This is a genomic window from Euhalothece natronophila Z-M001 (assembly GCF_007904085.1).
GTDB classification, from domain to species: Bacteria; Cyanobacteriota; Cyanobacteriia; order Cyanobacteriales; family Rubidibacteraceae; genus Halothece; species Halothece natronophila.
On record NZ_CP042326.1, the window covers coordinates 1,878,375 to 1,892,247 of the forward strand.

Annotated in this window: 9 protein-coding genes and 1 pseudogene; 7 read left to right on the forward strand and 3 right to left on the reverse strand. The window is 42.1% G+C overall.

The window, feature by feature from the left end:
- Positions 1-22: 22 nt before the first annotated feature.
- From urtB to urtE, 4 genes are read left to right on the forward strand one after another with little or no spacing between them, the layout of a single operon-like run.
- Entirely contained in the window at positions 23-937 is a 915-nt protein-coding gene (gene urtB / locus FRE64_RS09005; RefSeq protein WP_246140279.1) for an urea ABC transporter permease subunit UrtB, read from the forward strand.
- A gap of 37 nt (positions 938-974) precedes the next feature.
- Entirely contained in the window at positions 975-2,156 is a 1,182-nt protein-coding gene (urtC, locus tag FRE64_RS09010) for an urea ABC transporter permease subunit UrtC (protein ID WP_146295719.1), read from the forward strand.
- Positions 2,157-2,167: 11 nt separating this feature from the next.
- Positions 2,168-2,923, forward strand: coding sequence for an urea ABC transporter ATP-binding protein UrtD (gene urtD / locus FRE64_RS09015; protein ID WP_146295721.1), 756 nt, complete (start codon positions 2,168-2,170; stop codon positions 2,921-2,923).
- Positions 2,910-3,611, forward strand: a complete 702-nt coding sequence (gene urtE / locus FRE64_RS09020; RefSeq protein ID WP_146295723.1) for an urea ABC transporter ATP-binding subunit UrtE — start codon at positions 2,910-2,912, stop codon at positions 3,609-3,611. Before urtD ends, urtE begins: the two co-directional genes overlap by 14 nt.
- A 15-nt stretch (positions 3,612-3,626) precedes the next feature.
- Here the strand turns inward: urtE and FRE64_RS09025 are convergent, their stop codons facing one another.
- Positions 3,627-4,481, reverse strand: coding sequence for a serine hydrolase (locus FRE64_RS09025; RefSeq protein WP_186708751.1), 855 nt, complete (start codon positions 4,479-4,481; stop codon positions 3,627-3,629).
- 286 nt (positions 4,482-4,767) lie between these two features.
- On the opposite strand from FRE64_RS09025, the gene fmdA reads away from it, so the two are divergent.
- Both fmdA and FRE64_RS09035 read left to right on the forward strand, forming a co-directional pair.
- Positions 4,768-5,943 (forward strand): formamidase, encoded by a 1,176-nt coding sequence (gene fmdA / locus FRE64_RS09030; RefSeq protein WP_146295726.1) that lies wholly within the window; start codon positions 4,768-4,770, stop codon positions 5,941-5,943.
- A 12-nt stretch (positions 5,944-5,955) separates the two neighbouring features.
- Positions 5,956-6,225, forward strand: a complete 270-nt coding sequence (locus tag FRE64_RS09035) for an FmdB family zinc ribbon protein (protein ID WP_146295727.1) — start codon at positions 5,956-5,958, stop codon at positions 6,223-6,225.
- 71 nt (positions 6,226-6,296) lie between these two features.
- Here the strand turns inward: FRE64_RS09035 and FRE64_RS17865 are convergent, their stop codons facing one another.
- A complete protein-coding gene (locus FRE64_RS17865) occupies positions 6,297-6,809 on the reverse strand; it encodes a phycobilisome rod-core linker polypeptide (protein WP_246140425.1) in 513 nt (170 codons plus the stop codon).
- Positions 6,810-6,857: 48 nt separating this feature from the next.
- Positions 6,858-9,554 (reverse strand): annotated as a pseudogene (locus tag FRE64_RS09040) (phycobilisome rod-core linker polypeptide); the annotation flags it as partial.
- Between the two features lie 505 nt (positions 9,555-10,059).
- On the opposite strand from FRE64_RS09040, the gene cobN reads away from it, so the two are divergent.
- On the forward strand, positions 10,060-13,842 hold the full coding sequence (gene cobN / locus FRE64_RS09045; protein ID WP_146295730.1) for a cobaltochelatase subunit CobN: 3,783 nt from the start codon (positions 10,060-10,062) through the stop codon (positions 13,840-13,842).
- The last annotated feature ends 31 nt before the right edge of the window (positions 13,843-13,873 follow it).

Consider the following 13,873-nt stretch of genomic DNA (forward strand, 5'->3'; position numbering starts at 1 on the left):
TTCAGTAAGTAAGGAGTCAGTTGTGGTTAACTGTTTGGTATTTGCTAATGCCTTGCCCCTACTCAACCAATTCGTCAGTGGGCTTAGTATTGTCGGGATTTTGCTTTTAACGGCTCTCGGCTTGGCGATTACCTTTGGGGTAATGCGGATTATTAATCTCGCTCATGGAGAGTTCATTACTGTAGGGGCTTATTCCAGCCTTTTGGTGCAAGATGCACTCGGGTTAGATTTAGTAATGAGCATTCCCATCTCATTTCTCATCGCTGGTCTAGTAGGCGCAATAACGGAAGTAAGCGTCATTCGTCGGCTTTATGGTCGTCCTCTAGAAACCCTACTGGCGACTTGGGGCTTGAGTATTGTCTTACGAGGAGTGATACGACTCTTATTTGGCGCACAACAGCAGTATGTACAATCGCCCCCTTATTTATCGGGGAGTGTGACCTTATTATCCGTTGAAGATAGCAGTGATATTACCCTATCTTATTATCGCCTTTTCATTATTGGCATTGCCCTTGCCTTACTCTTCCTGACAGCATTGCTTCTCTATGGCACAGGGTTAGGGCGAAAAATGCGGGCTGTGACGCAGAATCGACAAATGGCAGAATGTTTGGGCGTTAATACCAAATTAGTTGATTTACTCACCTTTGCCTATGGTTGCGGTTTAGCAGGGATTGCTGGCACAGTGATGTCTGCTTTTAGTACCGTTGCTCCCGAAATGGGTCAAAATTATTTACTCGATTCTTGGATGGTGGTTGTTGCTGGTGGGGTGGATCAATTATTTGGCACTCTCGCAGGAGCGATTTTAATTGGAGAAGGTAATGCCATGATTGCCTACTTTACCAATGATCCCACTGCCCGAGTCATTATTTTACTAGGGGTGATTGTGCTTATCCGCTATCGTCCAGAAGGGTTATTTACAGTACAAAAACGAAGTTAGTAATGGACTAACATTAGGCTTATAAGGATTTGCGACTATGACACAAGCACTTCGCGGCGTGAAAGAAGCGAATTTTCCCTACAAACTCATCCTGATTACAAGCATCGTTTTTGTAATCTTTGCCTTACTCCCCTATTTTATTGGTGGCTTTCAACTTTCTCTCGTTGCGAAACTGCTACTATTTGCCTCTCTTGCTGTGTCGTTAGACTTGGTTTGGGGGTTCACTGGCATCTTAAGTTTTGCTCAAGGGGTATTTTTCTCCCTAGGGGGCTACATGATTGCCTATCACTTAAAACTCACAGTCGAGGGGGATGGAGAAGTGACTCTGCCAAACTTTATGGTCTGGAGTGGCTTAGAGGAGTTGCCTTGGTTTATTGCTCCTTTGCAGTATTATCCTGTTGCCTTAATTGCCATGGTGGCGCTTCCTGCAGGATTTGCCTTCATTATTGGTTGGTTTATTTTTAACTCCCGAGCGACTGGCGTTTATATTACCATCATTACGCTTGCCCTTTCCTCGGCAATGACTACGTTTTTTATTAGTCAACAGCCTTATACGGGAGGAACAAATGGCATTACTGATCTTGCTCTTTTCAGTATTTTTGGAGTGCCTTTATCATTAAACCAAATTTATTGGTTATGTCTGGTTTTTACCACAGCAGTTTTCCTATTTAGTTGGTGGTTGACTCGAACAAAACTGGGGCTAGTGCTACGCTCCATTAAAGAAAATGAAAATCGAGTAATGTTCTTGGGGTATAACATTGCTCACTATAAAATTTTTATTTGGACTCTCTCAGCAGCCATAGCAGGAATCGCAGGCGGACTCTTTGTAGGATTAAACCGCTTTATTTCACCTGTCTATTTAGCTGTTACTTTTGGAACGCAAATTGTAATTTGGGTAGCGATTGGGGGGCGAGGCAGTTTAGTGGGCCCCTTGGTAGCAGCGTTATTTTTAGGTTTTGTTGGGGAATACGCAGAACGAGCCATTGATGACTGGCAATTAATTATCGGGATTGTCTTACTGATTGTGGTTTTATTTATCCCCAATGGATTAATTAGTCTGTTACCAAGAAGATTTAATTTTACTCAAATGGCTGCTAAACCGGCTCCTTCTAGTTCTTCTGCAGGCTACTTACAAGCGCAATTACTCGATTGGCTGAGTCCTTTACAAAAGGGTTTCCAAATGATTATCAAACGCTTACGGAATGACCAAAATCAATAAGGAGTTATATTATGGCGACTATTCTTTCAATTAAAGACTTACAAGTTGAATTTTCTGGATTTAAAGCCCTGAAAGGGGTTAACCTTGAAGTTGGCGATCGCGAAATTGTGACTATTATTGGCCCCAATGGGGCTGGCAAAAGTACCCTCCTAGATGCAATTGTCAGTAAATCTGCAGTGGCAAGCGGTACGATTGAATATCAAGGCAAAGACATTACTAATCGCTTTCCCTCTGAAATTGCTCGGATGGGCATTGGTCGCAAATTCCAAAATCCTAATGTTTACAATGAGCTAACTGTTTTTGAAAACCTATTGCTAGCATTGAAAGGTTCTCACGGGATTCTTGCTTCTATTACCTCTAAATTAACCACCATGAAGCGCCATAAAATTACCTCAGTTTTAGAGCGCATTGGCTTAACGGAATATGCAGAAACCCCAGTTTCTTCCCTTTCTCACGGGCAAAAACAATGGGTAGAAATTGGCATGGTATTAGCCCAAGATCCCTCAGTGGTGTTATTAGATGAACCAACGGCGGGCATGACTCCTGAAGAAACCTACGCCACAGGAGAAATTATTAAATTAATGTCAGAATTCCATGCGGTTGTGGTTATCGAACACGATATGGAATTTGTTAAACAAATTGCCCAACGGGTCGTGGTACTACACCAGGGACAAACCCTTGCTGAGGGAAGTGTTCAAGAGGTTCAAAATAATCCAAAAGTTGTGGAGGTCTATCTCGGTCGTGAACAAATCGATGTCGCTGCTTGAATTATCTAATGTTACTGCTGGCTATGGGCCGACCCCAGTTTTATTTGATATTTCTATGCAAATTAATAAGGGAGAGTTAGCCTGTTTGTTGGGGCGTAATGGGGTAGGAAAAACAACCTTATTACGGAGTATTATCGGCTTAAATTCCTTAACTAAAGGCAGTATTATTTTTGATGCTGATGATATTAGTAAAATGCCTACTTTTAAGCGGGCAAAATATGGCATTGCTTATATTCCCCAAGGGCGAGAAATTATCCCTTATTTGTCTGTGTTAGACAATCTAAAACTAGGGATGGCAGCTAGTGGCAAAAAAAGCAAAAAGATTCCTGAGGAAATTTTCGACTTTTTCCCCATGTTAAAGGAACATCTTTCCCGTCAAGGAGGATTACTCAGTGGGGGACAACAGCAACAATTAGCCATTGCTAGAGGGTTAATGTCTAATCCCAAGTTAATGTTACTTGATGAACCAACTGAGGGAATTCAACCTTCGATTGTCCAAGAAATTGAAGATACTCTCAAACGAATTAATAAGGAGAAAGAAATTACTGTCTTAGTCATTGAACAGAAAATTGACTTTGCTCGGCAACTTGCAGAAAAGTTTTTTATGATGGAAAAAGGAGTTATCGTTGCTCAAGGCGAAACAGAAGAGTTAACTGATTCTTTAGTTAATCAATACTTGGCAGTTTAATAAAAATCCCCCAAATTACTGATATCGAAAATACGTTGCTAGGGTTTGAGAAAAATCTCGGAAAATTGGGGGAGCTTCCTGAGAAGGGTTTTCCCATCCTGCTGTTAACATCACTGCAATGTATTGGTTTTCTCCTTCTGTAATCAGACCAGCATCATGTCTATGGTCTTCAAGTTCCCCTGTTTTGTGGGCAATATCGGTATTTTGAGGTAAGCCTTGAGGTAAGCGATCATCACGCTGTTGTTTATTTAAGATCGTTAAGAAGTGTTCTCTACTTTCTGGACTCACTAATCTCCCTTGATAAAGGTTATACAATAGTTGGGCTACATCTCTAGCACTGGTTTTCTTATCGCCATCAAGGTCACCCTTTTCATCATAATTATCCAGTTTTGTGTCAGTGTAGCCTTCGTTTTGCAGTTTTTGGTCTAACTGTGTCCAGTCCACTAAATTCCCCAGTTCAAAGCCACATTCGTTATCAGAAGCGGCAATCATTGCCTGTAAACAAGCCTCAACCGTAAAGCTACTATTAGGAACTTGTTGTTCATAAGTCATTTCACCGCGATCAATTTTGTCATAAACAGCATAAGCAACAAACAACTTATATAAACTCGCCGCGACAAATTGATCATCTGCATTGGCAGTTGCCCTAACATGATCGTTTAAGTCAATGACAACAGAACTACTTGCCACAGGAACACTGTTTTGATATTCATCAAGAATTTTTTGTAACTCAGTTTGTTGATGTTCTAATTCTAAAGTGATTGTCTCACGATTAAAATCTACAGAAGAGACACGATTTAAATCGTTTTCAACGTTGGAAGATTTGGTTTTATTTTGTAGAAAAAAGAGCCGAACCCCAATTAAGCTCAATAAAAATATGCTGACAATAATAAATAAAGAAATTGTAACATTTTTTATTGATACTACAACAATATGAATTTTTAGAGAATAATCAATTACTAAGTTTAAATTATAGCAGTTTTTCCGCAATAAATAAAAAAAACACGATTTTTTTATCCTCTAAATTATTGATCCATTTTAGTTTACTTTATAAAGAGTAAAAATTGCTATAGATTGTATTGCAAGCTACATTTTTCCCACATTAAGCATGAGAGACTGTTCAGAATTACAAGTAAAATAAGCAAGGTCAAAGAGGATGCCAGAAACACTTTTTAAGGTTGATTTAACCAAGCCTATGCACGAACAGGAAATGCCGGGTCATAATCGTTGGCATCCTGATATTCCCCCTGTGGCATCGGTCAAGCCGGGGGATGTTTTTCGCATTGAATGCAAGGATTGGACAGATGGGCAAATTAAAAATGATGATAATCCGAATGATATTCGGGATGTTGATTTGAGTGTGGTTCATGTTCTCAGTGGCCCAATTCGTGTTGAGGGCGCGCAGCCAGGGGATATTCTGGTGGTGGATATTCTCGATATTGGGGCATTTCAAGAACATGAGTGGGGCTTTACAGGGATTTTTGCCCAAGAAAATGGGGGAGGGTTTCTCACGGAACATTTCCCGACAGCAAATAAGGCAATTTGGGATTTTCAGGGAATTTACACTACGTCTCGTCATATTCCAGGGGTAAAATTTGCTGGCATTACTCATCCGGGGTTAATTGGTTGTGCGCCGTCTCATGAGTTGCTGGCAAAGTGGAATAAACGGGAACGAGAGTTAGTGGCAAGTGATCCAAATCGTGTTCCGCCTTTGGCGACTTTACCGAATCCTGAAAATGCAGTTTTAGGGGGATTAAAGGGTTCTGAATTTGAACAAGCGGCTGCTGAAGCGGCAAGAACTGTTCCTCCTCGGGAACATGGGGGAAATTGTGATATCAAGAATTTGTCTCGGGGATCAAAAATTTATTTCCCTGTTTATGTGGATGGGGCGAAATTGTCTATGGGGGATATTCACTTCTCGCAAGGAGATGGGGAGATTACCTTCTGTGGCGCGATCGAGATGGCTGGCTATATTGATCTCCATGTGGATGTGATTAAGGGCGGAATGGATAAGTATGGTATGGTTAACCCCATTTTTAAGCCTGGCCCGGTTGAACCTCGCTATTCTGAATATTTAGTGTTTGAAGGGATTTCTGTGGATGAGTTTGATGGAAAACAGTATTATATGGATGCTCATGTGGCTTATCGGCGGGCTTGTTTGAATGCGATTGAATATTTGACTAAGTTTGGCTTTACCCGAGAACAGGCTTATTTATTATTGAGTTGTGCGCCGGTAGAAGGTCGCGTTAGTGGGATTGTCGATATTCCCAATGTTTGCTGTACGGTGGCAATTCCCACAGAGATTTTTGAAAAAGATATTGTCCCGGTGTAAGGAGGAGGAATAATGCCATTATATGAGTTTGAATGTGATAACTGTGGTGTTTTTGAGGCTTGGCGAACGATCGCGCTTCGGGATGAAGCCCCCAATTGTCCCACTTGTGAGGGGGAAAGCAAGCGTATTTTCTCTGTTCCTCATTTTAATCTCAGTTCCGCGAGCGTGTTTTTAAAAGGGAAGCAAACCAGTGAACCGAAAGTAGAGAAACGAGAGAAAGAACCGTCTCCCCCGCGTTATCAGAGTCATAAGCGCGATCGGCCTTGGATGGTGGGTCATTAATAGTCCCATCCATAAAAAATCCCCCCTCAAGTTTGATCAGGGGGGAATTAATTTAAGAAGACAGTGACAAGTTAACCGTTATTTTCCTTAGGATAAGGAACAACCATTTCACCGAAGAAACGGTTATACTCCACACCATCAACAATCGCATCCACAACCGCAGACAGACCTTTTTCAGTCAACATCTGGGTCATTTGATGTACTTCGATACCGCTAGCCGTACGTCCCAGTAAATGGCGATAGAGACATTCTACAACCTTGGGATTTGGATAGTGCCTCACAAAACGCTGTTGATAAACCTCAGATTTCGCCAGAGCCTTAACAAAGTCTCGTACTGTGCATTTACCAGTGAGAAGTTTTTGTTCCCAGTGGAGTAATCGGAATTCCTCAGGAACATTATCTTGCGGCACAACCAACAGTTGGGCGTAAATAGCATTAATCACCTGTTGAGTTTGAGTCGCACTGGCTTGATTAGAATGACGGAAAATCCGAGGAACAGCAGTTGCTGTAACCGTTTCAGGCGTATTAACCGATCGCGCTAACTCTAAATAGTCAGCAGTATTTCCCGCCCCATTCGCTTCCATGGCTTGTGAGGCTAACGGGAACTTACTATTATCAAACTTTGACTTAGTCGGCTTAAAGCTAGGAACAACCAACTCATCATCCTGTTTGGTCAACTTGTTATATAACCCTTCTGTATTCGGGAAGTTCGCCGCTGGTAATGTCGGATAACGACGATAAGGAACCACATCTTCTCCAAACACTTGGGAATACTCCATCGTATTAACCAACGCCTTAACAAAAGCACGAATTCCTTTAGTTGCAAGCAATTGGTTATACTTTTGAATTTCTTTCTGATTGAGTGGCGCACGTCCCAAGAAATGCTTAGTTCCCAACTCAATTACCTTGGTATTGGGATAAGGGGTGTAAAACTCTTTCACATACAAGTCAGAGCAACCAATTCCCTCAATAAACTCTTTTACAGTGATTTCCCCATTACCGAGCTTACTTTCAAGGTTAGTAAATTGCGCCTTAACGAGATAGGGTTCAATATCCCGTTCAAACACTTGACGATAAGCAGCAGCAATCACATTTTTCAATGCTACTTTATCATTCAAGTTAGTGAGCTTAAATTGCTTAGTTTGCTCACGACGCTTATTGACTCCCTGCTTGATGCGATATTGGACATCAGGCTCACTGCGTTCTTCAGAAACTTGACCCAATTCGGTATAACGTTCAGGAACTTCTTTGGATACCTGAGTTCCCACATCTTTCCGCAGGTTGTAGGTACGAGTCCGCAGTTGTAGCCCACCAGGGGTTAAATAACGCTCATAAGGAACGGTATCTTCCCCAAAGGTTTCGCTGTACTCTTCCGTGTCAAGAATGGCATCTACTAAGGCATAAAAGCCTTTTTTCGCGCAAATATCAAAGTATTTGTTGATTTCTTGACGACCATAGGTAGGGCGACCTAACAGCCGACGATGGATATATTCAACGGACTTGGTGACATAGAGAGAAGTCCAGTAGAGTTTGCGGAATAGTTCAGACTTAGCCAACATCCGCACAAACTCACGAATGGTAATTTCCCCATTTTCTAGTTTAATTTCACCAACTTTCAGCCGTTGTCCATCATAGACATCGCGACCAAACACTTGACGATAACAAGCCAAAATGACCTTTTGAGAGCTATTTTCTGAGTATTTTACCCCGTAGTTATTATTAGTTTTCTCATTTAAACCAGAGAAAGGTCGCTGATCATAACGGAAGACCTTAGGACCGAGAGAACCGGGAGATAAGCCTCGGGCTTTGGGGTTTCCAGTTTGATTATAGGTTGCGGGGCCCCGATTAATTAAAATGCGACGGGTATCTTTACCGAATGGTGCTGGGCTTTTACTGGGATTACGGGTTTCTTTCGGGAAAATTGCCCCAAATTGAATTTCTAAAGGATCATTACCACTGCCATAAGGATGCTGATCCGCGAGGGGACGATTATATTGGGCGTAAGTGGTGATAAATTGTGGAATTTTGCGGAATGGCGCACTGTAATTAAACAGGTCTTGCTGCATTCCCCAGTTCCGACATTCTTGAGCTTCTTGTCCTAACCCACGAATATAGGGGACAGTTTCTTCTCCAAAATAATCGGAGTATTCTTGGCTATCCACTAGGGCATCCACTAAGGCAGGGAGTCCACCTTCTGAGACAATCGAGAAGTATTTTTGCACTTCTTCCCGAGAAGAGGGGCCCCGTCCTAAAAAGTGACGGAAAGCAAGCTCTAAAGCGCGACTGTTAATAAAAGGTTCATAAAACTGTTTGCGATAGAGAGGAGATTTACCCAAACGGCGGATAAATTCCTTCATTGAGATTTCGCAGTTTTTAACTTTGGATTCTAAATCTGAAATTGAGAGACTGTAAGCCCGAGTAATGTCCCGTTCAAACACTTGGCGATAGGCAGCTTTGACCACTGCTTGCTTCTCAAAAGAAGATAGCCCCGGCTTCATCGCATATTTGGGGCGACCTTCAGCAGCATTAAAGTAGCTTTGGGGAAGTTCTAACCCTTGTTGATCATCACTGGGACGCTGACGCAGCTTATTAGAAGGCGTGGGGGCTTGAAATTCTGAGATTAACACTTGGAAGTACTGCTCAACGGTACTTCGTGCTTCTTCATCTTGCTTAAAGTAGCCTACCGTTGCCGCTTGCATTTCTCCGAGGGCAACAATGGTGGCGGCACTGGAACAAGCATTTTCAATTACTTCTCGTAAGCCTCGAACATTCACGGTAATGATATTAGGATCGCCTGCAACGATCGCGTAAGTTAGATACCGCAACATCCAAGATAAATCCCGTAAGGACTTTTGCATATTTTTGGGCCCATAACGGGAAACGTTAATCGGGCGGAACCCTTGGGGCGCTGGAACATTACTAGTCCCTGAAGCACTAAACAGCGATCGCAGTCCTTCCAAGAAACCGCCACCGCTTTCTACGTAGCTTACAGTTCCCAATTGCATCTGACGACGAACATCTTCCTCATTTTCACCACCAGCAGGAACCATGGCTGGGGCTTCTTCTCTTGGTTTTTCTAGGTAAGCCATGGGAGACCCACCTGTAAAAATGCGGTTTGCTGCCCGCGAGACAATTAACTCAGAATTACGGGTAATTGTCTGTGCAATTTCAACTCGCTTAGTTCCCAACTGGAAAAAGGTATCCAGTTCTTGTAGTTCTCCCTTTTCTAGAAACCGATCTTGTTGTTCGGCTTGGGATAACTTAGAAAGTGGAACCGTTCGATAAAGTTGAGGACGTGCGACTGAACTTCCTCCGGAGGCACTAATCATTATTTCTACTTATCTCCTGTCACAACGGTTACTGTCTGCTACCTTCATTAAGGTTCACAATGATGCAAAATCAGCGGTCACTGTCTGGGAATTAATGGGAAATTTGAGATTATAAGCGTTTTTTCTCCAATGGATTAATATATTTAGTCCTTGTGTCGTTTTTTGTTTATCCCAAGTGACCAAGGTCATTGACATTTGCATCAAGTTCCCCCTAACAAAGTTGAATTCGGTAAGACGTTTCGGAAAACATCTGTACCTAAGACATGGGTCAGCTTTTAGAGTAAAACGTTTCGGGGTTTCTTAGGGAAATTATTAAGAAGTGTATCAAAAATTTTTATAGATTGTGATTTAACTTTAAATATTACCCCGATCATCCCAAAGCATCAGGGATACGATGTTTAAGCAATGTTAGCGGTGGCTCATTTTTACAAGCAGGTAAAGCTAGAGGTTTCCGAACAATGTTATCATTTCTTAACCTATAGGAATTAAATCGTTAAGTCATACTATGCACCGTATTGCAGCCACTCCTGGCGGTTGGACTCCTGACAGTGAAGGAGTTGTTTTCATTGAACAAACCCCAGCCTCCATTGTTGTTTTAACCGCCGCTGACACCGATATTCAAATGTTAGCAACTGCTGTTTCTCAGCTTCCCTCTGAGTTTCCAGAAGTGCGAGTGGCGAATATTCTGAATTTACAGCAAGAGTTGAGTATTGATACTTATGCAGACACGGTTTTAAGCCATGCGAAGGTGATTATTTTACGACTTTTAGGGGGACGCGCCTATTGGTCTTATGGGTTAGAGGTGGTTAGAGAAACCGCAGAGGAAAATGGGGCATTTTTATTGGTTTTACCGGGGGACGATCGCGCTGATCCGACTTTAACTAGCCATTCTACTGTGTCACTTTCGGCGGTGAATCAACTTTGGCAATACTTTAATGAAGGCGGTGTGGAAAATTGTTCTCATGCTTTACAATATATTGCTGATTTAGGCTGTGGCACAAACTATCAACCCCCTGCGGTAACATCAGTGCCTCGCGTTGGCATTTATTCCCCTACTTTTCTACCGAAAAAAGAAGACTGTTGGGGAACTGTTGGTATTTTATTTTATCGCGCTCATTATTTGGCTGGAAATACCAGTCCGATTGATTTGTTGTGTGAGGAATTGAGTGAACGTGGCTTATTTCCTGTTCCCATTTTTGTCTCTGCTTTAAGTCAAGAAGATATCCAAGCCGAGGTTTTTGAGTATTGTCAAGATATTGAAATCATTTTAAATACAACCAGCTTTTCTCTAGCGAAATTTGGAGAGGATCAGCAAACCAGTTTTTGGCAAAAACTGAATGTTCCTGTGTTACAAGTCATTCTCAGTGGGGGAACCAAGGAACAGTGGGAAAGCGGAATGCAGGGGTTAACACCGCGAGATGTGGCGATGAATGTTGCATTACCTGAAGTGGATGGACGGGTGATTACTCGTGCCATTTCTTTTAAGTCTTCTCAACAGTGGAATGAACAGTTAGAAACCGATGTTGTAACCTATGAACCAGTGCGCGATCGCGCTAAGTTTGTCGTTAATTTAGCATCAAATTGGCTACAACTGTTAAAAACTCCCAATGCGGAAAAAAAGGTTGCCCTGATTCTAGCGAATTATCCCAATAAAGATGGACGATTAGCGAATGGGGTGGGGTTAGATACTCCCGAAAGTTGTCTGCAAATTTTACAAGCCTTAAAAGCAGCCGGTTATCAAGTTTCCTCCCTTCCTGAAAACGGGGATGAGTTAATACAATGGTTAACCGCAGGGGTAACAAATGACCCAGAAGGGCAATCTTATCGGGAGGTTAGACAGACACTTTCAAGAGATAGCTATCAGGAGTATTTTGCGACCCTTCCTGAACAAACGCAACAAGAAATTACGCAACGCTGGGGAGAAAATATACCATCCTCTGCCCCCCTTAGTAAGGGGGGGTGGGGGGATCGTTATGGCATGAAAACAGATACTTTCGCCATCTCTGGAATACAATTCGGGAATATTTTTGTGGGTATTCAACCCTCAAGAGGCTATGATTTTGATCCCAGTTTAAACTATCATTCTCCCGACTTAGAACCGACCCCTGAATATCTCGCCTTTTATCATTGGTTGCGCCAAAACTTTCAAACTCAAGCAATTATTCATGTGGGAAAACATGGCAATTTAGAATGGTTACCTGGGAAAAGTATCAGCCTTAGTCAAACTTGTTACCCAGAAATTGCTCTTGCTTCCATTCCTCATTTTTATCCCTTTATTGTTAATGATCCCGGAGAAGGGTCACAAGCAAAACGTCGCGCCCATGCCGTTATTTTAGATCACTTAACACCGCCTTTAACCCGTGCGGAATTATATGGAAAATTACAACAATTAGAAGGGCTGATTGATGAATACTACGAAGCCCAAACTCTTGATCCCTCTCGACTACCGATTATTGCTGATAAAATCTCAGAATTAGTAACCTCAGAAAACCTCCATCAAGACTTAGGAATTGAAGAATTTGATCAAAGCAAAATTAGTGAGTTTTTAACCCTTGCTGATGGCTATCTCTGTGAATTAAAAGAGTCACAAATTCGCGATGGATTACATATTTTTGGACAATGTCCACAGGGGAGACAACTGCGAGATCTAATTTTATCTATTGCTCGTTCTCCGGGGAAAGATCATATTGGAATAAGTCGCGCGATCGCGCAATCCTATCATTTTGATTTTGATCCCCTGACCAGTGATTATTCTCAACCTGTTTCTTTTCCTAATACCTCTCTCCCAGAAAAGTTAAGAGAACAGTTAAAGAATGCTTATATTATTGGAGATGCCATTGAAGCCATAGAAACCTATGCTGCGGAATTAATTACTACCCATATTCTAGAGAATCAACCTTTTCCCTCACTTCCCCCCTTACTAGAAAAAGAACTGATTTGGATACAAAGCGATCTTTTCCCAAAATTGAAAGCAACCCCCGAAGAAATCACCCATTTATTACAGGGACTCGATGGCAATTATATCCCACCTGGGGCAGCTGGCGCACCGACAAGAGGACGACCAGATGTGTTGCCCACAGGGCGCAATTTTTACTCAGTGGATATTCGTGGCATTCCCACCGAAACCGCTTGGGATGTGGGAAGAAAAGCTGCAGAAACGCTAATTGAACGTTACACCCAAGATAATGGGGAATATCCGCAATCATTGGCGATTTCTGTTTGGGGAACTTCTACCATGAGAACGGGTGGGGATGATATTGCCCAAGCCTTTGCTTTAATGGGAGTCAAACCAATTTGGGATGGTGTTTCTCGCCGTGTTGTTGATTTTGAAATTCTCCCTTTGTCCATGTTACAACGTCCGCGAGTGGATGTAACTTTACGGATTTCAGGGTTTTTCCGTGATGGTTTTCCCAATCTTCTTGACTTATTTAATCAAGTCGTGGAAGCGGTTTCTAATTTAGAAGAAAGTGCCGAAGAGAATCCCTTAGCAAATCAGGCAAAACAAGAAGCGATTTATTGGCAAGAACAGGGGTTAAGTGTGGAAGAAGCTAAAGCGCGATCGCGCTACCGAATTTTTGGTTCAAAACCAGGGGCGTATGGCGCAGGATTACAAGGTTTAATTGAGTCTCAAAATTGGCAAACTGATGAAGATTTAGCCCAGGCTTATATTAACTGGAGTAGTTACGCTTACACTGAAAAAGGAGAAGGAAAAGTTGCCCCCGAAGCCTTTAAAAAGCGGCTCCAAAACTTACAAGTTGTTCTCCATAATCAAGACAACCGCGAACATGATCTCTTAGACTCTGATGACTATTACCAATTCCAAGGGGGATTAACAGCAGCCGTTCGTTCCATGACAGGGAAAAATCCGCAGACTTATTTTGGGGATAATTCTGTTATAGAAAACCCAAAAGTGAGACAATTAAGTGAAGAAATTACTCGGGTTTATCGCTCTCGTGTGGTTAACCCGAAATGGTTAGAAGGGGTAATGCGTCATGGCTATAAAGGGGCGTTTGAAATCTCAGCAACCGTTGACTATTTATTTGCTTATGATGCCACTGCCCAATGTGTGGAAAATTATATGTATGAAGGAGTTGCCAATGCCTATCTTTTAGATGAAACCGTCAAACAGTTTTTAGAAGCCAAAAACCCTTGGGCAATGCGTGATATTGCCGAACGATTATTAGAAGCACATCAGCGCGGAATGTGGAATGGGGCCCCAAGTGAAATGTTGGAACAATTAAGAGGCATTGTCCATGAAGCAGAAGGCGTTTTAGAAGAAAAGATGTAATATGAAATTGTTATTAGTCATTAGTCATTGC